21 protein-coding genes and 1 tRNA gene are annotated in these 22,718 nt (G+C 67.0%); 6 read left to right on the top strand and 16 right to left on the bottom strand.

Annotated features, from left to right (window positions below; all coding sequences use genetic code 11):
- Window positions 1–162: 162 nt before the first annotated feature.
- The 6 genes from ACFQY2_RS10485 to ACFQY2_RS10460 all read right to left on the bottom strand — a co-directional run bounded on the left by ACFQY2_RS10485 (window position 163) and on the right by ACFQY2_RS10460 (window position 8,287).
- Window positions 163–1,248 (bottom strand): hypothetical protein, encoded by a 1,086-nt coding sequence (locus tag ACFQY2_RS10485; RefSeq protein ID WP_378745726.1) that lies wholly within the window; start codon window positions 1,246–1,248, stop codon window positions 163–165.
- Window positions 1,248–3,521 carry an ATP-binding protein gene (locus tag ACFQY2_RS10480; RefSeq protein WP_378745725.1) on the bottom strand — a complete coding sequence of 758 codons (2,274 nt, stop codon included), beginning with the start codon at window positions 3,519–3,521 and terminating at the stop codon, window positions 1,248–1,250. The genes ACFQY2_RS10485 and ACFQY2_RS10480 overlap by 1 nt, the downstream gene beginning before the upstream one ends.
- Complete coding sequence (locus tag ACFQY2_RS10475; RefSeq protein WP_378745724.1) at window positions 3,518–5,341, bottom strand: DNA cytosine methyltransferase; 1,824 nt, start codon at window positions 5,339–5,341, stop codon at window positions 3,518–3,520. The genes ACFQY2_RS10480 and ACFQY2_RS10475 overlap by 4 nt, the downstream gene beginning before the upstream one ends.
- A gap of 178 nt (window positions 5,342–5,519) precedes the next feature.
- Window positions 5,520–5,870: a sulfate permease gene (locus ACFQY2_RS10470; protein ID WP_378745723.1), complete on the bottom strand. Its 351-nt coding sequence runs from the start codon at window positions 5,868–5,870 to the stop codon at window positions 5,520–5,522.
- A 185-nt stretch (window positions 5,871–6,055) separates the two neighbouring features.
- Window positions 6,056–7,186 (bottom strand): hypothetical protein, encoded by a 1,131-nt coding sequence (locus tag ACFQY2_RS10465; protein WP_378745722.1) that lies wholly within the window; start codon window positions 7,184–7,186, stop codon window positions 6,056–6,058.
- Window positions 7,187–7,234: 48 nt separating this feature from the next.
- The gene (locus ACFQY2_RS10460; protein ID WP_378745721.1) at window positions 7,235–8,287 is read right to left on the bottom strand and encodes a hypothetical protein; all 1,053 of its coding nucleotides are present in this window, start codon (window positions 8,285–8,287) and stop codon (window positions 7,235–7,237) included.
- On the opposite strand from ACFQY2_RS10460, the gene ACFQY2_RS10455 reads away from it, so the two are divergent.
- Window positions 8,231–9,423 (top strand): IS3 family transposase gene (locus ACFQY2_RS10455; protein WP_378745720.1). Its coding sequence is split into 2 segments (ribosomal slippage): window positions 8,231–8,515 and window positions 8,518–9,423, totalling 1,191 coding nucleotides; the frame shifts between segments, so codons are not numbered across the junction. The genes ACFQY2_RS10460 and ACFQY2_RS10455 overlap by 57 nt on opposite strands.
- Window positions 9,424–9,796: 373 nt before the next feature.
- Here the strand turns inward: ACFQY2_RS10455 and ACFQY2_RS10450 are convergent.
- A tRNA-Pro gene (locus tag ACFQY2_RS10450) sits at window positions 9,797–9,870 on the bottom strand.
- A 212-nt stretch (window positions 9,871–10,082) separates the two neighbouring features.
- On the opposite strand from ACFQY2_RS10450, the gene ACFQY2_RS10445 reads away from it, so the two are divergent.
- Genes ACFQY2_RS10445 through ACFQY2_RS10425 form a run of 5 tightly spaced genes read left to right on the top strand, consistent with a single transcriptional unit; the run spans window position 10,083 to window position 13,904 of the window.
- Window positions 10,083–10,664, top strand: a complete 582-nt coding sequence (locus tag ACFQY2_RS10445) for a GNAT family N-acetyltransferase (protein WP_378745718.1) — start codon at window positions 10,083–10,085, stop codon at window positions 10,662–10,664.
- Window positions 10,665–10,686: 22 nt separating this feature from the next.
- A complete protein-coding gene (locus ACFQY2_RS10440; protein ID WP_378745717.1) occupies window positions 10,687–11,142 on the top strand; it encodes a hypothetical protein in 456 nt (151 codons plus the stop codon).
- The gene (locus ACFQY2_RS10435; RefSeq protein WP_378745716.1) at window positions 11,139–11,849 is read left to right on the top strand and encodes a lysoplasmalogenase family protein; all 711 of its coding nucleotides are present in this window, start codon (window positions 11,139–11,141) and stop codon (window positions 11,847–11,849) included. The genes ACFQY2_RS10440 and ACFQY2_RS10435 overlap by 4 nt, the downstream gene beginning before the upstream one ends.
- Entirely contained in the window at window positions 11,846–12,226 is a 381-nt protein-coding gene (locus ACFQY2_RS10430) for an RNA-binding S4 domain-containing protein (protein WP_378745715.1), read from the top strand. The genes ACFQY2_RS10435 and ACFQY2_RS10430 overlap by 4 nt, the downstream gene beginning before the upstream one ends.
- A 58-nt stretch (window positions 12,227–12,284) precedes the next feature.
- Window positions 12,285–13,904, top strand: a complete 1,620-nt coding sequence (locus tag ACFQY2_RS10425) for an HNH endonuclease signature motif containing protein (protein WP_378745714.1) — start codon at window positions 12,285–12,287, stop codon at window positions 13,902–13,904.
- Window positions 13,905–14,060: 156 nt separating this feature from the next.
- On the opposite strand, the gene ACFQY2_RS10420 is transcribed toward ACFQY2_RS10425, so the two are convergent.
- The 9 genes from ACFQY2_RS10420 to ACFQY2_RS10380 all read right to left on the bottom strand — a co-directional run bounded on the left by ACFQY2_RS10420 (window position 14,061) and on the right by ACFQY2_RS10380 (window position 22,692).
- Window positions 14,061–14,981: an NUDIX domain-containing protein gene (locus ACFQY2_RS10420; RefSeq protein WP_378745712.1), complete on the bottom strand. Its 921-nt coding sequence runs from the start codon at window positions 14,979–14,981 to the stop codon at window positions 14,061–14,063.
- Window positions 14,982–15,062: 81 nt separating this feature from the next.
- Entirely contained in the window at window positions 15,063–16,133 is a 1,071-nt protein-coding gene (locus tag ACFQY2_RS10415) for a Glu/Leu/Phe/Val dehydrogenase dimerization domain-containing protein (RefSeq protein ID WP_378745711.1), read from the bottom strand.
- 107 nt (window positions 16,134–16,240) lie between these two features.
- Entirely contained in the window at window positions 16,241–17,761 is a 1,521-nt protein-coding gene (gene der, locus ACFQY2_RS10410) for a ribosome biogenesis GTPase Der (protein WP_378745710.1), read from the bottom strand.
- Window positions 17,754–18,449: a (d)CMP kinase gene (gene cmk, locus ACFQY2_RS10405; RefSeq protein WP_378745709.1), complete on the bottom strand. Its 696-nt coding sequence runs from the start codon at window positions 18,447–18,449 to the stop codon at window positions 17,754–17,756. Before cmk ends, der begins: the two co-directional genes overlap by 8 nt.
- Window positions 18,442–19,554, bottom strand: coding sequence for a prephenate dehydrogenase (locus ACFQY2_RS10400; protein WP_378745708.1), 1,113 nt, complete (start codon window positions 19,552–19,554; stop codon window positions 18,442–18,444). Before ACFQY2_RS10400 ends, cmk begins: the two co-directional genes overlap by 8 nt.
- Entirely contained in the window at window positions 19,551–20,345 is a 795-nt protein-coding gene (locus tag ACFQY2_RS10395; protein WP_378745707.1) for a pseudouridine synthase, read from the bottom strand. The genes ACFQY2_RS10400 and ACFQY2_RS10395 overlap by 4 nt, the downstream gene beginning before the upstream one ends.
- Window positions 20,342–20,962, bottom strand: coding sequence for an SMC-Scp complex subunit ScpB (gene scpB, locus ACFQY2_RS10390; protein WP_378745706.1), 621 nt, complete (start codon window positions 20,960–20,962; stop codon window positions 20,342–20,344). Before scpB ends, ACFQY2_RS10395 begins: the two co-directional genes overlap by 4 nt.
- Window positions 20,952–21,818 carry a segregation and condensation protein A gene (locus ACFQY2_RS10385; RefSeq protein WP_378745705.1) on the bottom strand — a complete coding sequence of 289 codons (867 nt, stop codon included), beginning with the start codon at window positions 21,816–21,818 and terminating at the stop codon, window positions 20,952–20,954. Before ACFQY2_RS10385 ends, scpB begins: the two co-directional genes overlap by 11 nt.
- On the bottom strand, window positions 21,802–22,692 hold the full coding sequence (locus tag ACFQY2_RS10380) for a ParA family protein (RefSeq protein WP_378745703.1): 891 nt from the start codon (window positions 22,690–22,692) through the stop codon (window positions 21,802–21,804). Before ACFQY2_RS10380 ends, ACFQY2_RS10385 begins: the two co-directional genes overlap by 17 nt.
- Window positions 22,693–22,718: the final 26 nt, after the last annotated feature.

Here is a 22,718-nt window from a genome sequence, read left to right as displayed (position 1 = left end):
GAACCTGCGACCCCTTGACCCCCAGGTGCCAGGATGATGGGTCTTAGCCCGCCTGACCAGGGGTTTTACGTTTCAGGAGCGCGCTCTGCGCGTCACGTTTTGCAGGGTTTGCAGGCCGTTTGTCACTTCATTGGTCCACTTCACGGCGGGGCCGAACCTGCACTACGCACTGGCCGACGGTGCCGACTCAAGGCGCTTTTTCATCAGTTCCGGGTCAAGGTCGGGCACACCTATGCGCCCTCGGAAGTGACTGTGCTGAACAAGAAGTGCTTCCGAGAAGGGACTCACGAGAGAAGCGACCGCCTCCATCGCCTCTAGCGCATCTGCTGTGACGGATCGGATGTTCTCAAGGTCGATTACGAGGTCCGGTATGTCTCGAAATGCAGGAAGGTAGTGGTACCTACCCTGCGTTGCCATCAAGACATCCTTGCGAAGTTCTCCCCACTTTCCCGAGGACTTCGTCGCCATCCAGTCGAGGTACTTCTTGTGTGTCTTGAGCTGTCCCGCGCGAGCGAGGAGGACAAACTCGAACTTCTTCTGCTCGAAGTCACACGCCGGCGTCAAGACCACCCACCAGTCGCCACCCGGCTCCCGGAGCACGTCACCTGGGGCACGCGTATCCGATGCGGGCGGGTAGATGTAGCGGTGGCTTGGATGGGCGGTGAACGAATGCTCGCGGTCTTCGTCCAGAATGCGCGCAAGCCTGCTGATGAGCACCTGCGCGACCGTGGCCGGGTCTACGCCATCCGTGTATTCCGACCAATGCGGGCCGAGCTCGGTCCACATGTGCTTCGTGAGCACGGACGTCACATGATTCTCGATGTCGGCGATCGTGTCGACTGTACGACTTGTGATGGCCGCCTCGACAGCAGCCGGCAGCTTTTCGATGTCGCCCTTGCCGAGCACAGCGACAAGCGGCGCCATGGCCTCTTCTTCGACCTTCTCGGGAAGAGCGGTCCAGAAGATGACCGGAGCGAATCTCGCTTCCCTGATCTCATGGAACACCGTGTGCCCCACGGTCTCGTCAACCGGAGTCAAGTTCGTGGCATCGCGTCGAACATCGAGGACGACCACATCGCTCCCGCCGTCCTTGACGATGTTGAAGCCCTTCTCGAAGTCAGTCTCGATCGAAACCTCGACGTCGATATTTGGATTCTGCTCGAACACGTCGACGATCTCGCGCTGGGCGTCTGCCGCCATCTGAGGATTGTCGTCGATGATGAGCACGCGCCATGTCTTCCCAGTCATCAGACGCGCCTCCTGAACGTGGCCTCGAACGTCGCTCCGCCGAGGGGACCTTCTTGGACGAGAGCCAGCTCACCACCATAGATGTCTTCGACCATGTTCCCCACGATGCTCAAGCCAAGGCCGACACCGTCTGGTTTGGTCGAGAAGTAGGGGTCGAAGATGCGGTGGCGAAGATCGTCGGCCACGCCTGGGCCGGAGTCGCTGACGATCAGCGTGAGCGACGAGTCGGCGTTGTTGCGGGCGTCCACCATGACTCTGCGATCTGCGTCTCGTGGCTGCGTAGAGACCCAGTAGATCGCGTTCTGGATCAGATTGACGAGCACGAGCAGTGCTTCCGCCTCGTCGAGCCGTGTTGAGATATCCGCATCCCCGGCCGCGAGACTAACACCGCGGTCGTCCGCCTCAACTTGCATGATCGAGATCGCCTTTTCGATCAGCTCGCGAGTCCGTACTTCCTTTGGACGTCCCCGCTTGCGCCCGCCGAAGGGCTCGATCTGGTTGAACAGCGCCGCCAGTATGTCCGCTTGGTCCGCGGTCTCCCCCATCGACTTCTGAGCGATAGCGATCTTTTCGGCGGCTGACAGAGTCGTCTTGCCCAGGTCGCGTTTGCCGAAGCGCGAGATGTTCTTCAAGCGCGTCACGACGGTTCGCCCGTCGTGAAGGATTCGATCGACGAGCGATCCCAGCGTCGCAAGACGCGAGTACCGGGACAGGACTTGCTGCACCTCGACGACGCCTTCCTGGATGTCACGGTTCTTGTCGTCGATCAGCCCGATCAAACGGGAGTCTCCGGGATAGTTCGCTGCGAGTGCGGCACGAATCTCCCCCAGATCGAACCGCTCGAATAGGCCGCCCTTCTTCTCGGGCTGCGCTTTTTCGGGATGGCGTGCCTCGTAGCGACGACGCTCGAGCTCGTTGAGCGCCGCCCGCACGAGCGTTTGGAGATCGGAGTAGGCCGTGCCAGCGAGGAAACCTTCGCGGTTGGACTGGTCCTTGAGCCCTTGATTGGCATCGGCGCCTATGAACACGTGGCCGACGATCTGATTGTTCGAGAGTCGGAGGGTCGGACTTTGGACTCGTCTGAGGTCAAGGCCGAGCCAGTCGTCGCCACTCTCGCCAAAGGGCAGGACGCGGAAACCGTCTCGGTAGATGCTGACGCCGGCAACATCGTCGAGAGTCTCCCGGAATCCTTTTAGGTCTTTCGGCGTTGGCGGCGGCCCGTCCGGGCTCGACGCTGTCAGCGTCCGCTGGATCGCGTCCTTGTCTCGGTCCCAGACGTTGATCTCGAACTCGAACGGTCCGGCTTGCGGGGCACGCTTGTCGTTGTTCCAGAGCGTCTTCTCGCCGAGGTCGTCGTCAACCGCCGGTTCCTGCTGGACGTAACGAAGGGTAGCAACCCCGTTGGCGTCGACCGACCCGCTCAGCCGGTAATGCGGTGTCCTCAGGTCGCTGGACGGATCGATCGGACCCGCAAAGCCCTGTAGCGACTCAGGGACATCCTCAAGCTCTACGAGGATCTGGAAGTCGGGTTGCGCTGCCTTCTGGCCTTCTTCGGAGCCATTCGCCTCGACCGCGTCGATTGTCGCGGCATGGTCGGCTGGACGTGGACGGATCAGCCGGGTCAATGCTGTGCGGAGCTCGATGAAATCGTCCGCATCCCATGCGTGAGTGAGCTTCTCGATCCGGAGGAGTGTCCCTCGACTGTGCGTCCAGGTCTCGCTGCCGGACTCGGAGAAGACAGAGGCGGCTTGGCCGTCCTCCGAGAAGGTGTCAGGGTCGCTGATCTCCCAGGCCACCTCGATCTCGTCAAGATAGGCGTCCTCTTCATCGAACTGTGACCAGTCGATGAGGAGGTTGATTTCGCGGCCATCGGTTTTCCGTGTGACCAGCAGAAGCTCGTCGCCGAGCCTCGCAGCCGCCAGTCGCCCGATACCTTTTTCGCCGAGGACTCGGCGTCCGCCGTCGCTCTTGGGTTTGCGTCGTTTCGTGTCGGTGGCGATATCGAGCCAGGATCGTTGAAGTGTGGGCACGTCCATCCCATGCCCGTCGTCCCACACCTCGATGCGGCCTTCTCCGCTTTCCAGCGGACCTTCGAATCGGATTAGGACCGTGGTGGCGTCCGCATCGTAAGAGTTCTTGACGAGTTCGATTAGAGCAACCTTGTCACTGCTGATGAGGTCATTGCCGAGGGTGCGGAGCAGGCGTGCGCGGGGCCGCAGCGCGCCCCTTCCGTCAGGAGCGTCTCTGGTTGCTTGTGAGGCGTCGTCATTCATAAGGCCGCCTTCGTTCTGGTAGTCGTGCTCGGCGTGGCTTTGATGAGCGCGCGGGCCTCGGACACGGTGATGAAACGCAGCGCGCTCATTCTGAGCGCGGCGTCAGGACCGCTGGATACAAGCTGAGCGAGAGCGACCTTGATGTCGGTGTGGAGGCCGGTCTGCGCTTCAGGCAGGTCCATGAGCATGGCGACGACGTTCTTCACGCGTTCGTTGACGATCAGTTCGTTCCCTCCTCTGAGGAGGGAGAAGAGCTTGCGTTGCGCCGTTCCCAGCGAGGCGGCCACTAGGGGGGTCCAGTCCACGGCTCCCGGCCCGCGCAGCATCTCGCGAAGCTCGCGAAGCGACTGCTTCTTCGTCTTGCTCAGCGCGTGTACGTCGATGTGCTGGAGCGACGCGATGGAGAGGTCTTGCACTCCTTGGAGCGGATGCATGATGGAAGCGGCGGACTCCTTCGGGAGGCGATGGAGGTCAAGCAACGCGACGACCGCCGCGGAAGCGGCAGTCATCTTGGGTCCGGGATAGAGCCACCACGTGGATTCGCGCTGCTGTCGTCCCCATGCGGTGAGTCGATCGCGCATCGCGGGCAGGGAAGCGACGTCCGTCCGCGGAAGGTCAAGCGGGAGAACCATCTCCGCGACGACGCGGCCGAGGATCGGAGGAACAGCGTTCCCGATCTGTCGGAACGCGTCGCTCCTAGTGCCCGCGAATCGGAAGTCGTCAGGGAACGTCTGGATGCGCGCAGCTTCTCTCACTGTCAGCGTCCGGTGCTCGGCCGGGTGAATGTACCAGTAACCGTCCTTCGCTATGTGGGCGGTGATTGTCCTGCTCAGATCGTCCCAGGGCAGACGCTTGTACTTGTCGTTGAAGGTGTCGGAGCGATAGCGCTTGAGACGGTCCGGAAGGTCCGAGTAAAGAGTGGACGACGTCATGAGCTCGAAAGCTTCCTTGTCGTCTGCGCGCACGGGACGAGTCATATGGTCGTAGATGACGCCTGTCTCGGCGGAGGCACGTAGCGCCTTCGCGAGTTCGCTCCTGGGTTCGCCGGAGTGTGGAAGCTCCCGACCGCCGGTGGTGTCATTCAAGGACGGGAGATCCTCAATGGCATCGCGGACGGTCGGACGGTAGGGGCTGGGCGATGGCCACTCGGGAACGGCGCCGTCGCGTCGGGCTTGAAGGATGAACCTCTTGCGGTGTTGCGGTACACCATGCCGCCATGCGTCGAGTAGCCGGTAATCGACCATGTAGCCGGCTCGTTCGAGGATTTCCGCGATCTCTCGGATCACGATGAGGTCATCGCCGATCGCCATATCGGGGACGTTCTCCATGAGCACGGCGCGAGGCTGCAGCGCGGTCACGACGTCGATGAAGGAGCGCCACAGTTCCTTGCGGGCGTCGACCGCATCACGCACGCCGTCTTCGACGAGGCTGCGAATCTTGGCCCGGCCGGCCCTGCTGAACGGCTGGCAAGGCGGCCCGCCTGCGATGAGATCGATGCCCAACGGACGTAGCTTCTCAATCAGCGCGCCGACCTGAGCCTGATCCGACATGTCCACGTCGAGAGCCTGCCCGCGGAAGTTCGCGCGGTGCGTCTCTAGGGCGGCCTTGTCGTGGTCGACAGCGGTGACCACACTCCATCCGGCTGCCTCCACGCCCGCGCCGAGGCCTCCTGCTCCGGAGAACAGGTCAATGGCAAGCGGGCGTCCAGCTTCCTTCTCGGCGGCGCACCACTCGGCGAACTTCTCGTCATCGGGGGCATCCGGATGTCTCGGAAGGGTGAGAGGCGCTGAGCGTTCGAGCTTCACTGCATACTTGGCCACGCGTCAGCACTCCTTCCAGACTTTGGCGTTCACCTCCAGGAGAACACGACCGATACCGTCGAGGGTGAACGACGCGCCGGGCCGACATGACCCCAGGGCCACTCTACTGCCCCACCCCAGACGCTCGAAAAAACTCCTGGTCAGCCCGCCATCGACACATCTGCGCCGTCAGTAGGCATCACGCTGGGGTTGGGCTGCCACGCTCGACGCCTCGCGCAGCGCCGTGTGCCCGGTGGTCGCGCAGAGTGGCACGGATCAGCAGGATCACGGTGATCGGGCCGTTGAGGATCAGCTTGATCGAGTTCCACGCGCACAGCAGCACCAAGAGGTTGAGCCAGCTAGGACCGCCAGCCTCAATGGTCGTGACACACCAGTAGGCGGCGAGGAGGTACGGGATCGCGAGGAGCATCGCGGGGATACCCCAGCGCAGTCCGCGGCGGGTACGAGTGGCGGCGATGAGCAGGTTGGTGGGCGCGTAGCTGAGGATGCTGTGGGTGCGGACGCTGGCCGCCCAGATGAGCCGGAACATGGGCACAGTCCTTCCAGGGGTTCGGCGACAAGAACCTGAAAGGACCGCCCGCAGCGTGCGGGATGGTCATACCGTCACGGGGAGCGACAGCGCCAATAGAGGCCGCCTCGCAATCCACTGTACGACGCCGCTCTGACATCGGAAAGGGGGCACTCGCCTCACATAGCGACCGGCGACGGTTGAGTTCAGATGACGGGATCGCGTCCGCAGTTGGGCGAACGCGGGAAGTCATCATCAGAGCGCCACCCCGCCGGGTCCGTCCACGGCGGCACGCTGGGCCGTTCCGCGGCATCCCAGCGCCACACGTCGGGGTGGCGCCGTTCGGTGCTGGTTGTCGGCCGGGCCGCGTAGCCGAGGGTCTGTCCTGCGGGGACGGTGTAGTGCCACCAGCATCCGACTTGATCTCGCCCGGCGGTGAAGGCATCGGGATCAAGGGTGTGCTTTCTTGCGACCTGCACGAGGGTCTTGTGAGCGTCGAACGAACCGGGGCGGAGCAGCACGGCGTTGAGGTACTCGGTGTCGAAGTCGTAGGCGAAGTTCAGCAGCTCGGGGATGTGCCGGTCATCGACCAGGCGGCCCGCGTAATCGAGCTCTGCTGAGCCTGCGACGGCTTCTTCGTGGAGTCGGCGCAATCGGGCGCCCGCGTCGTCGGCGATCCGTGGGAAATACTCGGCCAGGGCGGCGACGAGCACGATCGTCTTGGTCGAGTTCACTCGCGTCGCGTAGCCAAGGTCTCGACCGTGCAGGACACCGTGGCGCGAGACGAGGCCGAAGCTGCCGGACTCATCGACCTTCTCAGAGAAGACGCGGCGGACGACCGGCAGGTTCTCCTCCATCCCGGCCAGCGTCGCATCATCAAGGTACGGGTCTGCGTTGGCCTTGGAGAAGAAGGACTGCCCGGTCAAGTCGCGGCTCATCCCGTCGATCTGCGCCAGGATGATCGGGATGGACGCCTCGTAAGCACCCGCAAGATGGTGCTCGATCGCCTTCTCGATTAGAGCCACACGATCCCAGAGCACCTGCTTGAACGGGTAGTGAGAGTTCGACCATCGGCGGATCGGTGCCGCAGCGTGGCGGAGAAGCACCTGGTTGTCGGAGTTCCAGACCTCGGTGATCGCCTCATCAATCGCTGCGGGCTCGGCTCCCTTCGCGGCAAGGCGTAGGACGCGGACGGTTCCGGCCTGGTGCCAGCGATCGCACATCGCCCATCCCAGCGGAGCGAACAGGGCGACTGCTTCGGCGATCTGCGTCACGGCGGGGTGGGCGACGACGCCGAGGCGGCGCGCCACATCGGCTGCCAACTCCGCTTGCGTCATCCTCGTCCTTCCGTCTCCAATAAGGATGACAGGCCGACACGATCCGCCTCAGAACCCGAGTCCGCGAGCCGCTTGTCTGGCTAGTCGGCGCTCAAGCACGGGAACCTGTTTCGCCTGCGCAATGGCCCGCAATGCGGCAGCGGCGCGCGCTTGGTCGATCTTCTGCGCGTCATCCTCGACGGCCGCGCCGAGCGGGGTGGGGTCGGTGATTCTGTAGCGGTCACGGTAGGCGGCGACCGTGCGGGCGTGGCGCCGCCACGTCGCGGCGGTCTTGGCGTCCCTCGGCGGCGCACCAAGCGCCTTCGTCCAGCTCTCGCGCTGCGTGAGAGCGGTGTCCAGCAGCGCGTCGGCGCGGGTCTCGATGAGGTCGCGGCGTTCGGTGAGCGCCTGCCGGAACTCGGTGCTCATGCTGCCGGTGGCTTCGGGGATGAGGCCGGCGATCAGGCGGGGTGTCTTCCGTGCGCGCCCGGAACCCGCTGACCTGGTGCTGGCTCGTGCGACGCGGTAGTGGAGGACGGCGGCGATGTCGTCGGCGTCGGTGAAGCCGCGTGCGCGCACGAGGCGGGGCAGCAGCGTTTCGATATCGTGGTGATTGGCCTCGGCGCGGCGGAGCTCGGCGGTCAGCGCCCCGAACGATGGGGAGGCGATTGTGTCCTCGGCTTCCTCGTCGGTCAGACCGGACGTGCGGACGAGGTTCGCCCACCTGTCGCTTTGCGCTGCGGCCGCCAGCGTCTCGTACTCGCCGGCGAGCTGGCCGATGTTCGCCCAGGCCTCCTGCTCGACCGTGATGGTCTCGTGCGCGGAGAGCTCAGCCCCGACGTGTGCGAGCACCCCGAACAGCACCGACCTCGCGGTGGCCTCGGTGTTGTCGCCGGGATGGGCTGCCTGGTGGGAGTCGTCGGGCTTGTCGGTGGCGACGTAGGCGATGTTCGTCTCCCGGCCGCGGGTGAGCGCGACATACAGGTTCTCCCTGGTGGGTCTGATGCAGGAACAGGTGACATCTAACGTGGCTAGCCGAGAGGGCTGGCCTGGAAGGATGTCATCATGCCCAAGCCGTTCCCCAAGGAGTTCCGTGACGATGTGATCCGCGTTGCGGAGCACCGTGATCCAGAGGTCACTCTCGCGCAGATCGCGAAAGACTTCGGTGTCCATGTCGGCACGCTTGATAAGTGGATGCGTCAGGCGCGGATCGAGGCTGGCGAGCAGCCCGGACAGACGTCGTCGGAATCCGCGGAGCTGCGTGAACTCCGCAAGCGCAATCGCCTCCTCGAGCAAGAGGTCGAGGTCCTGCGTCGCGCGACCGCGTATCTGTCTCAGGCTCATTTACCGGGAAAAGGCTCTACCCGCTCGTGAGCGAGTTCGCCGCGGACGGGATTCCTGTCGTGGTGTCGTGCCGGGTATTGAAGCTTGCTCGTCAGCCGTATTACCGCTGGTTGCGCAACTCCGTGAGTCAGCGGGAACTCGAGGAGGCGTATCGTGCGAATGCACTGTTCGATGCTCACCGCGACGACCCCGAGTTCGGGTATCGGCTCCTCGCCGATGAAGCCCGCGACGAGGGCGAGGCGATGTCGGACCGGACAGCCTGGCGGATCGCATCCGAGAATGGCTGGTGGAGCGTGTTCGGGAAGAAGCGGAGCAAGAACGGCAAGAAGCCGGGTCCTGCCGTTCACGACGACCTCTGCGTCGTCATCGACGAGCACGGACGCGAACGACACCAGTTCACCGCTTCCCGGCCGAACCAGCTCTGGCTGACCGACATCACCGAGCACAAGACCGCCGAGGGCAAGCTCTACCTCTGCGCCGTGAAAGACGCGTTCAGCGGCCGGATCGTGGGCTACTCGATCGACTCCAGGATGAAAGCGCCACTCGCGGTCCGCGCTGTCCGCAACGCCGCCCGGATGCGCGGCAACGTTGCGGGCTGCATCGTCCATTCGGATCGAGGATCGCAATTTCGAAGCCGGAAACTACGCCGAGAACTCGCCACGCATAACCTCGTCGGATCGATGGGCAGAGTCGCGTCATGCGGGGACAACGCGGCAATGGAATCGTTCTTCAGCCTGCTGCAGAAGAACGTCCTAAACCGGCGCTCCTGGACCACACGCGAGGGCCTGCGCATCGCGATCGTGACCTGGATCGAGCGGACCTACCACCGCCGACGCCGGCAAGCACGCCTGGGCCGTTTGACGCCCATCGAATTCGAAACCATCATGAACCAAGAACTGGCCCTCGCGGCCTAACCAGAACTGTCACCTGTTCCTGCATCAGACCCCATCCATCGAGACGACCCGCGGCTACCTCCACCCCGACACCAGGCACCTCACCGACGCCGCCGCACGCGCCAACGCGTTCCTCGACGGACACGACAACCCCGACCGCGACAGCCCCGCTCCGTCCAGTCGCCCGACGGCACTTCGTCGATGAAAAGGCGCCCGATCGGGGGCCAAAGCGGGTTCCAGGTCCCGGCCAGGTCCCGGCTCGTCGCAACGGCTGCATTCGAAGCGCCTCGGAAGGCATCAGCACCCGAGGATGGATGCTTCCATAAACCCCTCCGAAAGGACAACAAAACGACGAAGCCCAGGTGAGAAACCTCCTCTCACCTGGGCTTTTCTGTCGGGATGACAGGATTTGAACCTGCGACCCCTTGACCCCCAGTCAAGTGCGCTACCAAGCTGCGCCACATCCCGTTGTTCTATTTTCGAGCCGTACCGAGTCGTTACCGCACTTGACCCCCAGTCAAGTGCGCTACCAAGCTGCGCCACAGCCCGTGGCAGTCCGCGCTTTCGCGCGGGCAACTCCACTATCCTAGCCCACCCGAAACACCGTCGCGAACCGTGCTGGTCGGGCGTGGTGCGCGGCATCCGTTGCCGATGTCGGCCACCGCGCGTAGCGTGCCAGCATGGCGACGATCACCACAGAACGCGCGACGATCACTCGGTGGGACGACGTGCAGCATTCTCTCTCCGGCGGCGGAGACGGGCGCAGCTGTCAGTGCATCTGGCCGGTCGTGAGCAACAAGGACTGGGAGGCGACGAACCTCGAACAGCGCCGGCGGATGCTGCACGACGAGATCTCCTCCGGTCCTCCGCCCGGGCTCCTCGCCTATGTCGACGGCGTGGGCGCCGGATGGATCCGCATCGGACCTCGCACGGTGCAGACTCGCATCCTCCGCACGAGGGCGATCGTGGCCGCCACCGACGAACCTCTCGACGACCCGAGCGTCTGGGCTGTCACGTGTTTCGTCGTGCGCCGCGAGTTCCGCGGCATGGGCCTGAACGGTCAGCTGCTCGACGCCGCGATCGATTATACGAAGGAGTCGGGTGCCCGCATGATCGAGGCGTACCCCGTCGACACCTCCGAAGGGGAGCACCGCTCCAACGATCTGTTCCACGGCACCCTCTCGACGTTCCTCTCCCGCGGATTCCAGGAGGCAGAGCCCCTGACCCGAGGACGCGTGCTCGTGGTTCGCCAGCTGACGTGACGCCCCGCGCTACCGTGAAGCCATGAGTGCACAGCATCCCTTCCTCGACGATCCGGTCCTCGGAAAGCTCGTCCGAGGCGAGAGCGTCTTCGACGATGGAACCGTCGCCGTCCACGACTGGTACGTCGGCAGCATCCGCGACGGCGATTCCGCGATCGAGCTGATGATCGACGGCACCGACACCGAATCCGTGCAGACGCTGCTCCCCCGGTTGCGTGTCGTGGTCGCAGACCTCGACGGCATCCGCCGCACTGCATCCGATGCCGTGGTCACGCAGTTCAGCGACATCGAACCCGAACAGCACGAGCTCGACGAAGGCGCACAGGATCTGCAGCTGGAGGCCATCGAGACGGCGGCTGACGGAACGTTCGTGCTGCACTTCGCCGACACCTGCGGCGAGCACTTCCCCGAGGGATACTGGCCGGCCGCGCACCTCGACGCAGACGGCGCCGTCACCGGGGTCACGGTCGAGTCGTGAATACCGCCCCTGCCCCGTCGACGATCCGCGATGCGGGAAGCTCCGTCGGCATCCGCGCCCTCGACGTCGTGGCCTGGGTCCCGTACCTCGCACTGTCCGTCATCCACGTCCTGGCCCTCTCGGTCGTCAGCCCCCTCGCCGGGCCCACCAAGCTGGCACTGATGCCGCTGCTGGCGATCCCGGTCCTGCTCGCCGCGCCCCGCTTGCGCTCGCTTCTCCTCCTCGCTCTGCTGATCGGTGCCATCGCCTTCTCCTGGCTCGGCGACGGTGCGGGAGCCTTCTTCCCCGACGGGCCGGAACTGCCGCTGATGCTCCTCTTCTTCGGCATCGCGCACATCGGCTACATCACCGTGTTCCAGCGCTTCGCGCGCGTCCGACGACTGCCCTGGTGGACCCTCGTCTACGTCGCGTGGTGGGTCGGGATGCTGGCGGCCCTCGGACCGCACACCGAGGACCTCTTTCCCGCGGTCGCGGGCTACGGACTCATCCTGGCCGGCACCGCCGCCACCTCCGCCCGTTGCCACCCGGTCGTCGCCGTCGGTGGAGCGTTCTTCCTCGCCAGCGATTCGATCCTCGCCTTCCGACTCTTCCTGCCCGCAAGCATGCCCGACTGGACGAGCCCGGCGGTCATGGCGACCTACACGATCGGCCAGGGACTGATCGTCTGGGGCGTGCTCCGCACACTCGCGAAGCGGGAGTCGAGATGACGGATGCGGTGAAGCCGGTCCGCGTGGACAGCTGGTTGTGGGCGATACGGATCTACAAGACCCGCTCGGCAGCCACCACCGCATGCCGTGCCGGGCACGTGCGCGTCAACGGAGAGAAGACGAAAGCCGCGCAGACCGTCAAGCCGGGAGACGAGGTGCGAGTGCGCATCGCCGGATTCGACCGGATCCTCGGCGTGAAGCAGACCCTCGTCAAGCGCGTCGGCGCACCGATCGCCGTGACCGCCTACGACGATCGCACCCCTCCCCGCGATCCGGTTGCTATGCTCGGCGTGCGCGACCGTGGAGCGGGGCGCCCGACCAAGCGGGAGCGCCGTGAGATCGACCGGCTGAGGGGCCGGGATTCGGGCGAGGATTGAGTTATCCACAGTCACGGATCCCCTTCCGTTCTTCGTAGTTTTGTTCTAAACTGGGGATATGGCCGAGGACGTCTCCACTCTCATCGAACGGCGCGTGGCGCTGTTGGATGCGTGGCGGGACACGCAGAGACAGATCGCAATGCTGCAGGCCGAGGCGGCCGGATTACTGGCGCAGCGGTGGGCGTTGATGGAGGACGAGATCGCGGCGGCTCCGTTGCATCGGGATGTCATCGAGCGCTCGATGACCGCGGAGTATTCGGCAGCCGGACACCTCTCGAACGGGTCGATGGAGTTCGCGTTCACCGACGCCCGCCTGCTGCATGCCGAGTTCGATCTCGTCCGCACCGCGTTCCAGGGTGGGAGGCTCACGCCGGCGCATGTGCGGGAGATCATCCGGGAGTCGCAGGCCGTGCGCGACGCGGTCAGCGCCGGGGATGTCGCTGCAGACACCCTCGCCCTGTACGAGGCAGCGGTGCTGGAGGTCGCAGAGCATGACACCCCCGCCCGCACCAAAGCGCACGCCCGACAGGTCGCCGCCGCCCTCGCCGGCCTCACCATCGTGGAGCGGCACAAGAAGGCGACCGAAGAGCGCACGGTGACCGTCCGCTCGGTCGGCGACGGACTCGCCCTGCTGCAGGCCGTACTGCCAGAACACCTCGCGATCGGCATCCTCGACCGGCTCACCGCGATGGCCCGGCACCCCGACGATCGCGACCCCGCTCTGCCGCCCGTCACCCCCGAGGAAGCGGGATGGGATGCCGAGACCGACGCCGCCCACGCGCGCGCAGCCGACGCCTTCGCCGACAGGATCTTCGCGGGCGACACCTTCATCAGTGATCCCCTGTCTCGGCAGGACGGCGACGACTTCGAGGCCGAGGCCGCAGCTATCAGGGATGCGCAGGCCGTGGAAGCCGACCCTGCCACGGATCCGCGGTTCAACGATGACAGTCCGCTCATCGTCCACATCCCGGCCGACCCCCGCACGATGGATCAGCTCCGCGCCGACCTGTTCACCGACCTCCTGCTCGCCGGCGCTCCCGACGAGGTGCACGGCGCGGGCCTGGACGACATCCGTGCGACCATCCAGGTCACCGTTGCAGGCTCGACCCTCACCGGAGCCGATGATCTGCCCGCTGAACTCGACGGCCATGGTCCGCTGCACCCCGACATCGCCCGCACGCTCGCGGGAGCCCGTACTGGATGGACGCGCCTGTTCTTGAGCCCTCGCGGCTTCGTCACCCAGACCGACACGTACACCCCTCCCGAGCCCATGCGCCGGTATCTGCGTGCTCGGGACCAGCACTGCCGCTTCCCCGGGTGTCGACAACCCGTTCACCGCTGTGACACTGATCACAACCTCGACCACGCCCTGGGCGGGCGTACCGCGATCGACAACCTCGCGCACTTCTGCAGAGCACATCACACGCTCAAACATCCCGACATCCCCGACGCACACCGGTGGACAGCCCGACAACTCCCCGACCAGACGGTCACGTGGACCAGCCCTACCGGCCGCGACTACACCGACCCCGCACCGCGGCGCGTCATGTTCACACCATCCGAACCACCGAATGCCGAACCACCGAATGCCGAACCACCCCACGCACCACCACCGCCAGGGCAGCGCCTCGCCTTCGATACCGAAGTGACACCCGCCATGGCCGACGCACCCTTCTGACTGGGTTGCACCGACCGACCGGAACGCACCTGGCCTCAATGCATCCGGCTGGGCCGCATCGCGACTCGATAGCGCCGGAGCGCACGGCGCCCGAGCACCCCAATGCCCCAGCACCCGAGCACCCCAACGCCCCAGCACCCCACGGGAGCGCGAGCCTCAGCCCAGCAGGCCCAGCAGCCAGCCGGCGGAATGAACCTCCGCGCCGAGCGCCTCGATCCGGGTACGCAGGCCGCGATCGCTCGTCACGACCGTCGCTCGCGCGCCGCCGGAGAGCAGTCGCTGCGTCTCATCGACGATCGCGTCGTCGCCACCGGCGTCCGCACGCACGACCTCGACCCGATCACGCAGACCGTTCCGGTCGTCCGCCTCCGAGATCGCCCGCGCCTCGCCCTCGACCACCAGAGACACCCGCGGGAACCAGCGGTAGGCGTCGAGCCCGAGCTCATCGGGCGACACACCACCCGCGACCCAGGACGAAAGCCGGTCGCGCAGCCGCACCGCCGCACCTGGCCGATCCTTCCACCAGCCGTCGGGCACCGAACCGACGACGTTCGCGGCATCCACGACGATCACCGGACGCACCGGCAGCAACGAGCGAAGCATCGGCCAGGACGAACCGAAACCGGGATGCAGCGGACGTTCGTCCACCTCATCGACCGGCACCCATTCCAACGCCAGGCTCTCCGGGTCGCTGATCACCGGGTCGAAGGGCACGACGACGTCTGCGACCACGGTCGTGTACGACCAGATGCCCAGATCCAGCAGGCTGGCGAACCGCGCCCGGACGGCGCCATCGGGAATCCCGGCCTCCTCCTGCGCCTCGCGCAGCGCACCGGCCAGCGGACTCTCACCCTCGTGCAGTGCGCCACCTGGCATGCCCCAGGTACCGCCGAAGTGGCTCCAGCCGACGCGGTGCTGCAGCAGCACGCCCCGCTCCGCGTCCACGGCGAGCAGTCCGGCCGCGCCGTAGCGCCCCCAGTACTTCTCCCCCGTCGGGGCGACGACCCAGGCATCCCCGCTGTTTCGCGGACCGTCGGGTCGGCGCGGCTCACCGGGAGCTGGAGGGATGATCGTCACCCCTCCAGCCTTTCACAGCCTCGCCGCACCCGGCGGCACGAGTCGGCGCGTTACCGCCGTCGTCCTGCGCGGCCCCGAGTCCTACCGGACCCCGACTTCGGCACCGGCCTGCAGTCGCGACGCGGCCAGCTCCTCCGCGGCCTGCAGAGGTGTGATGCCGCGCTCTTCCGCGCCGTCGAGGATCGTGCGCACCGTGTCACCGATTCCGGCCACACGCGCCATGATCTCCTCGCTGGTGCCGAGCTGCTTCGCCTCGAGGTCCAGGTAGATCACCCCACCGGCGTTCACCACGAAGTCCGGCGCATACAGGATCCCGCGCGCGGCCAGGCGGTCCGCGCCGGCACGCGAGGCCAGCGGGTTGTTCGCCGGACCGCAGACGGCCTTCACATCCAGCGCATCGATGACCTCATCCGTCAGCACGCCGCCGATACCGGCGGGAACGAAGACGTCGCCCGCCACCAGGTGCTCACTGCCCGGCTCCACCCACGTCGCACCGATCTCCGAGGCGAACGCCTGCCGAGCGGGGTTGATGTCGGTGACCGTCAGCTGAGCGCCGTGCTCGGCGAGGCGCGACGCCAGACGTCCACCCACCTGTCCGAGTCCTGAGATCGTCACCCGGCGCCCCTCCGGAGAAGCCGACCCGGTCACGCGCTCCAGCACCGCCTGCAGCGACGCGTACACGCCCAGACTGGTGGGACCGGCCGGCTCGCCCGAGCCGCCCACGGTCGAGGGCAGGCCGACGACGTGCTGCGTGCGCTCACTGACGGTGAGCATGTCATCCGTGGTCGATCCGACATCCTCCGCCGTGCGGTAGCGCCCATCCAGCAGCTCCACGGCGTCGCCGAGATCGAGGAACGCGGCGCGACGGCGGTCGGCATCCAACGTCTCGCCCGGGGCCAGGCGGATCACGGACTTGCCGCCACCGGCATCCAGCCCCGCGGCGGCGTTCTTCAGCGTCATCGCGGCGGAGAGCCGCAGCGCGTCACCGAGGGCGTCGCTCCACTGCGGATACGTCCACAGTCGCGCACCACCGAGCGCGGAGCCGAGAACGGACGAATGCAGCGCCACGGCCAGGAACAGACCGCTGCGCGAACCCGTGATCACCTCCACCCGCTCGTGGGCGAAATCGGGCAGGGGCAGGGTGTGCGTCATCGCAGTCTCCTTCGGCGGGCCTCGTGGGCCAGGCGGGAACGGATGCCGGGATCATGGCATCCGCTCCCATTGTGCCTCAGTCAGCGGCGGGCCGCCTCAGAGAGTGCTCAGCGCTGGCGCCGCTCCCTCACACGCATGTTGATGACGATCGGCGTGCCCTCGAACGCGTACAGCTCGCGCAGGCGGCGCTGGATGAACCGGCGGTAGCCCGGGTCGAGGAAACCGGTCGTGAACAGCACGAACGTCGGCGGACGCGTGCTCGCCTGCGTGCCGAACAGCACACGCGGCTGCTTGCCACCGCGCAGCGGGTGCGGGTGCGCGGCCACGAGCTCGGTGAGGAACGCGTTGAACTTGCCGGTCGGGATGCGGCGGTCCCAGTTCTCCAGGGCGCGCTCCAACGCGGGCACGAGCTTGTCGAAGTGCCATCCGGTCTTCGCCGAGATGTTCACCCGAGGCGCCCATGCGACGTGCGCGAGGTCCTGCTCGATCTCGCGCTCCAGGTACCGGCGCCGGTCGGCGTTCTCCAGGTCCTCGTCCGACAGGCGGTCCCACTTGTTGAACGCGAGGACGAGCGCACGGCCCGACTCGAGCACCATGTCGATGATGTTCAGGTCCTGCACGCTGATCGACTGGCTCACGTCGATCACGACGATCGCGACCTCGGCCTTCTCCAGCGCGGCCGACGTGCGCAGCGACGCGTAGAAGTCGGCGCCCTGCTGCAGGTGCACGCGGCGGCGGATGCCGGCGGTGTCGACCAGACGCCACATCTTGCCGCCCAGCTCGACGATCTCGTCGACCGGATCGCGGGTGGTGCCGGCGAGGTCGTTGACGACCACGCGCTCCTCCTTCGCCGCCTTGTTCAGCAGCGAGGACTTGCCCACGTTCGGCCGTCCCAGGATCGCCACGCGGCGCGGCCCGCCGATCTCGGCCTTGGCCACAGCCGACACTTCCGGCAGCTTCTCCATGATCTTGTCCAGCAGGTCGGCGACGCCGCGCCCGTGGATCGCGGAGACCGGGTACGGCTCCCCGAGACCCAGGTTCCACAGCGCCGCCGCCTCCGGCTCCTGGCGCGCGTCGTCGATCTTGTTCGCCACGAGGAAGACCGGCTTGCCGCTCTTGCGCAGCATCTTCACGACGTACTCGTCGGTCGAGGTGGCGCCCACCTTCGCGTCGACGACGAACAGCACCATGTCGGCCAGGTCGATGGCGACCTCGGCCTGCGCGGCGACCGAGCGGTCGATGCCCTTCGCATCCGGCTCCCAGCCGCCCGTGTCGACGAGGGAGAACCGACGGTCCATCCACTCCGCCTTGTAGGTGACGCGGTCGCGGGTGACACCGGGGGTGTCCTCCACGACCGCCTCACGGCGGCCGAGGATGCGGTTCACGAGAGCCGACTTGCCCACGTTCGGGCGGCCCACGATCGCGACGACCGGCAGCGCCGGCATGTACTCGATGCCGTCCTCGCCGCGGGTCACCCCGTCCAGGAGGTGGGCGTCGTCCTCGTCCAGGTCGTAGTCGGCGAGGGTCGCCCGCATGAGGTCGGCGCGCTTCTCAGCGAGCTCCTCGTCGAGTTCCGACATCTTCTCGGCGAGGTCGTCGGGACCGCCTTCGTAGTCGTCATCAGCCATGGTCAAGCTCCTTATCGTCATCGCGCCGCTGCTCGATCACTGCGAGCACGGCATCGATGGTCTGCATCAGATCGAGTTCTGTCGAGTCGACGACGTCCACGCCGGGGGCGGCGTTGAGGAAGTCGACCACACTGCTGTCGGAGGCGTCGCGCTTGTGCAGCGCCTCGGCGACGGCCGCCGCGTTCTCACCGGCGAGCTCCCCCGCGCGGCGGGCGGCCCGCACCTCGGGGGCCGCGGTCAGCAGGATGCGCACGGGCGCATCCGGGGCGACCACGGTCGTGATGTCGCGGCCCTCCACGACCACCGCGGGATACGCGGCTTCGGCCACGACCCTGCGGAACATCTCGTTCACCTGCACGCGCACCTCGGGCACGCGTGCCACTCCGCTGACCGCCGCCGACACGCGCGGGGCGCGGATCGCGTCGGTCACGTCCGTCTCGCCGACCAGCACCCGTCGGTCGTCGGGGTCCAGTCGCTGGTTCAGGGGGAAGTCGGATGCTGCGGAGCGCACTGCGTCGGCATCCGCCGTGTCCGCGCCCTGCTCGAGCACGTGCCACGCCAGCGCGCGGTAGGCGGCCCCGGTGTCGAGGTAGCCGTAGCCGAGTCTGCGCGCGATCGCCTTGGAGACACTGGACTTGCCGGAACCGGCCGGTCCGTCGATCGCGATGAACTTCTGCGCATCAGTCATTGGTGTTCCCCGCAATCCGCCAGCCGCGTTCTTCCAGGCCCTCGATGGCGCCGCGCAGCGCGGCCGGCGCCACGCTGATCTCGGCCAGGCCGAACTGCGCGCCCGGAGAGTGCTCCAGGCGCAGATCCTCCACGTTCACGCCCAGCTCGCCCAGCTCGCCGAACAGGCGTCCGAGCTGACCGGGGGTGTCGTCCACCATGACGACGAGCTGCTCGAAGCGGCGGTTCTGGCCGTGCTTGCCCGGCAGCCGGTCCACGCCTTCGTTGCCCTGGCGGATGGCATCCGCGACCACGCGCCGAGCCCCCGGCGCGTCCGGCTCGCGCAACGCCGCGGTCAGTGTCCGCAGGTCGTCGGCGAGTGCGTCGAGCACCTCCACGACCGGTTCGGCGTTCGCACTGAGGATCTGCACCCACAACTCGGGCGCCGACGCCGCGATGCGAGTCGTGTCGCGCACGCCCTGGCCGGCCAGGCTCAGCGAGTCCTCGTCGGCCGATGCCAGCCGAGCCGCCAGCAGGCTCGCGACCACCTGCGGCACGTGCGAGGTCAGCGCGACCGAGCGGTCATGCTCCTCGGGACTCATCTCCACCGGCATCGCGCCCACATCGAGTGCGAGCGCTTCCACCAGCGCCAGATCGGCCGCACGGGTTTCGCCGTCGCGGCACACCACCCAGGGACGGCCGACGAACAGGTCGGCACGGGCGGAGATCGCCCCGCCGCGCTCCCGCCCGGCGAGCGGGTGCGAGCCGATGTAGCGGGTCAGATCCACCCCGCGCCGGCGCAGCTGGTCGAAAGGTTCCAGCTTGACGCTCGCGACGTCGGTGACCACCGCGGTCGGATGCGCGGCCAGCTCGGCCTGGATGACGTCGGCCGTGACGTCCGGCGGCACGGCGACGACGATCAGGCGAGGGCTGTCGTCCACGCGCGCGGCACGCCCCGCGCCGTAGTCGATCGCCAGGCGCAGCTGCGAAGGCGAGGCGTCGGCGAGCACGACGTCGACGCCCTTCGCGCGCAGCGCGTGCCCGATGCTCGATCCGAGCAGGCCGGCGCCGACGATGCGCACGGTGCCCGAGACGCGCGCTTCGCGTGCGTTGGTGGAATCGATCACTCGGTCTCCTGCGTGTCGTCGTCCCCGGCGGCCGCGGGAGAATCCTGGCGCGACAGAGTCAGCAGAGCGCCACGTTCGATTTTACTCAGCTCGCGGGTCTGCCCGACCGGGAGAGTTCCCAGGTGCAGCGGGCCGAACTGCCGACGCACGAGATCCTCGACGGGATGCCCCACCGCGGCCATCATGCGGCGCACGATCCGGTTGCGTCCGGAATGCAGCGTCAACTCCACCAGGCTCGCGCCGCGGGACACGTCCAGCAGCCTCGCCTTGTCGGCCTTGATCGGGCCGTCGTCCAGGTCGAACCCGCGGGTAAGCTTCGCGATGGTCTGCGCCGTGACCTCACCGCTGACCTTCGCGATGTACACCTTCGTCACCCCGAACGACGGGTGGGCGAGCACGTGCGCCAGGTCGCCGTCGTTGGTGAGGATCAGCAGCCCGCTGGTCTCCGCATCCAGCCGGCCCACGTTGTACAGCCGCTCCGGCCAGTCCTTCGTGTACCGGCGCAGGTCCGGGCGCCCGTTCTCGTCACGCATCGTGCTGTAGATGCCGGTCGGCTTGTTGAGCATGACGTAGCGCTTGGACACGTCCAGCTGAACGGCCGTGCCGTCCACGTCGATCAGGTCGGTCTCGGGGTCGATGCGGGTTCCGAGTTCGGTCACGGTGCGGCCGTTCACCCGGATGCGCCCTTCGACGATGTAGTTCTCGATCACGCGTCGCGAGGCCACGCCGGCGTTCGCCAGCGCCTTCTGCAGACGCACTCGCTCGGCGTGCGAACCGGTCGGGCCCGTCATCGGATCACTCCTTCATCGAATCCCTCGGCGCCGTCGTCGAGCAGCGGCGAGATCGGGGGCAGCTCGTCGATCGAGTTGATCCCCAGGTGCTGCAGCAGCTGATCGGTCGTGCCGTAGTTGATGGCGCCGGTCTCGGAATCGGCGAAGAGCTCGGTGATCAGCCCGCGGGCGAGCAGCGTGCGCACCACGGAGTCGACGTTCACGGCGCGGATGGAGGCCACCTGACCGCGGGTCACCGGCTGCTTGTAAGCGATCACGGCGAGCGTCTCCAGAGCCGCCTGCGACAGGCGCGCCGGTGCCTGCCCGCCGATGAAGTCGGCCACCAGGTCGTCGTGGTCCTCGCGCACATAGAGTCGCCAGCCGCCGCCGACCTCGCGCAGCTCGAACCCGCGCCGCGGTCCTCTCCCCCGCCCGTCGTAGTCGTCGACGAGCGTCTCCAGCGTCTGGCGCACGGCGGGGACGGGCGCGTGCACGGCGGCGGCCAGCGCCACCAGTGCGATGGGTTCGTCGACGATCAGCAGGATCGCCTCCACCCGCTCCGAGAGCGGCGTGCCGGTGCGGGCCTCGGCATCCGCCTCCGCATCCGTCTCTTCGATCTTCATCGTCTCATCGGTCATAATCGGCTCCCAACGTCGCCAACTGCTCGTCGGACCAGGTCTCCGCCGACCATCGCAGAGTGAGCTCGCCCAGCGGCTCGAGCTGCTCGAACGAGAGGGCGGCATGGCGGTACAGCTCCAGGACCGAGATGAAGCGCGCGACGATGATGCCGGGCTCGCCGACACCGCTCACGAGCTCCCGGAAGGTGAGGGACTCGGCGCTGCGCAGCAGCGTCACGACGACGGCCGCCTGCTCCCGGATGCTGACCAGCGGGGCGTGCAGGTGGTCGAGTCCGACGGTCGGCAGCTCCTTCGGAGCGAAGGCCAGCAGCGCGACAGCGGCGAAGTCGTCCAGGCTCAGGGACCAGACCAGCTCCGGCGTCCTGCTGCGGTGCTTCTCATCCAGTGGCACCGCGCGCACGTGACGACGGTCCTCGCGCTGCAGGCACCGCGCGAACCAGGCCGAGACCTCCTTGAACGCGCGGTACTGCAGCAGGCGCGCGAACAGCAGGTCCCTCGCCTCGAGCAGGGCCACGGATTCGGCATCCACCAGCTCGCCCTGCGGCAGGAGTCCCGCGACCTTCATGTCGAGCAGGGTCGCCGCGACGACCAGGAACTCGGAGGCCTGATCGAGCTCCTCGTCCCCGTCCAGCTCGCGCAGGTAGGCGATGAACTCGTTGGTCACCTTGCTCAGCGACACCTCGGTGATGTCGAGTTCATGCTTGGAGATCAGGTTCAGCAGCAGGTCGAAGGGCCCGTCGAAGTTCGACAGCGAGACGCGGAACCCTTCGACGGGCTCAGGGACCCCGACCGGCTCAGGGACCGCGACCGGCTCAGGAACCGCGACAGCATCCCGGTCTTCAGGCGACGGCGCCACGGGCGACCAGCTCCCGAGCCAGTCGCAGGTAGGCCTGGGCGGCTGCGTGCTCCGGCGCGAACTCGGTGATCGGAACCCCCGACACGGAGGCGTCCGGGAACTTCACGGTGCGGCCGATCACGGTCTCCAGCACGTCGTCGCCGAAGGCCTCGACCACGCGCTCCAGCACCTCACGGGAATGCAGCGTGCGGGGGTCGTACATGGTCGCGAGCAGGCCGTCGAGGGTGATGGCGGGGTTCAGCCGGTCGCGCACCTTGTCGATGGTCTCGATCAGCAGGGCCACCCCGCGCAGCGCGAAGAACTCGCACTCCAGCGGGATGAGCACGCCGTGCGCGGCCGTCAGCGCGTTGACCGTGAGCAGACCGAGCGAGGGCTGGCAGTCGATGAGGATCACGTCGTACTCGCCCGCCACCTGCCGCAGCACGCGCGAGAGGATCGTCTCGCGTGCGACCTCGTTGACCAGGTGCACCTCGGCGGCGGACAGATCGATGTTGGCCGGCAGCACGTCGAGGTTCGGCGTCGCGGAGTGCACGATCGCGTCGCGCGGGTCGCGCTTGGTGTCCAGCAGCAGGTCGTAGACCGTCGGGACGTCATGGACGATGATGCCGAGGCCGGCGGACAGTGCGCCCTGCGGGTCGAAGTCGACCGCGAGCACCTTGCGGCCGTACTCGGCCAGCGCCGCGGCCAGGTTGATCGAGGTGGTCGTCTTGCCGACGCCGCCCTTCTGGTTGCACAGCGCGATGATCCGCGCCGGTCCGTGGGAGTCCAGCGGCTCCGGGGTCGCGAAGCCCTGATAGGGACGGCCGGTCGGACCGATAGGGGTGTCATCCCTCTTCGTCGCCTTCGACCTGGACTTCGTCGCCTTCTCCGCCACCAGTGCTCCTGCTCCTTCGTGCTTGC

It is taken from the genome of Microbacterium sp. GCM10027623 (assembly GCF_042666935.1).
GTDB lineage: Bacteria > Actinomycetota > Actinomycetes > Actinomycetales > Microbacteriaceae > Microbacterium.
The sequence above is the reverse complement of the archived record's forward strand: the minus strand, read 5'-3'. Positions and strand labels throughout refer to the sequence as shown.

Bases quoted from the DNA above. Each gene is read 5' to 3' on its own strand.
- ACFQY2_RS10485 (WP_378745726.1), bottom strand. From the start codon at position 1,248: ATGACTGGGAAGACATGGCGCGTGCTCATCATCGACGACAATCCTCAG.
- ACFQY2_RS10480 (WP_378745725.1), bottom strand. From the start codon at position 3,521: ATGAATGACGACGCCTCACAAGCAACCAGAGACGCTCCTGACGGAAGG.
- ACFQY2_RS10470 (WP_378745723.1), bottom strand. From the start codon at position 5,870: ATGTTCCGGCTCATCTGGGCGGCCAGCGTCCGCACCCACAGCATCCTC.
- ACFQY2_RS10465 (WP_378745722.1), bottom strand. From the start codon at position 7,186: ATGACGCAAGCGGAGTTGGCAGCCGATGTGGCGCGCCGCCTCGGCGTC.
- ACFQY2_RS10445 (WP_378745718.1), top strand. From the start codon at position 10,083: ATGGCGACGATCACCACAGAACGCGCGACGATCACTCGGTGGGACGAC.
- ACFQY2_RS10440 (WP_378745717.1), top strand. From the start codon at position 10,687: ATGAGTGCACAGCATCCCTTCCTCGACGATCCGGTCCTCGGAAAGCTC.
- ACFQY2_RS10430 (WP_378745715.1), top strand. From the start codon at position 11,846: ATGACGGATGCGGTGAAGCCGGTCCGCGTGGACAGCTGGTTGTGGGCG.
- ACFQY2_RS10425 (WP_378745714.1), top strand. From the start codon at position 12,285: ATGGCCGAGGACGTCTCCACTCTCATCGAACGGCGCGTGGCGCTGTTG.
- ACFQY2_RS10415 (WP_378745711.1), bottom strand. From the start codon at position 16,133: ATGACGCACACCCTGCCCCTGCCCGATTTCGCCCACGAGCGGGTGGAG.
- der (WP_378745710.1), bottom strand. From the start codon at position 17,761: ATGGCTGATGACGACTACGAAGGCGGTCCCGACGACCTCGCCGAGAAG.
- cmk (WP_378745709.1), bottom strand. From the start codon at position 18,449: ATGACTGATGCGCAGAAGTTCATCGCGATCGACGGACCGGCCGGTTCC.
- ACFQY2_RS10395 (WP_378745707.1), bottom strand. From the start codon at position 20,345: ATGACGGGCCCGACCGGTTCGCACGCCGAGCGAGTGCGTCTGCAGAAG.
- scpB (WP_378745706.1), bottom strand. From the start codon at position 20,962: ATGACCGATGAGACGATGAAGATCGAAGAGACGGATGCGGAGGCGGAT.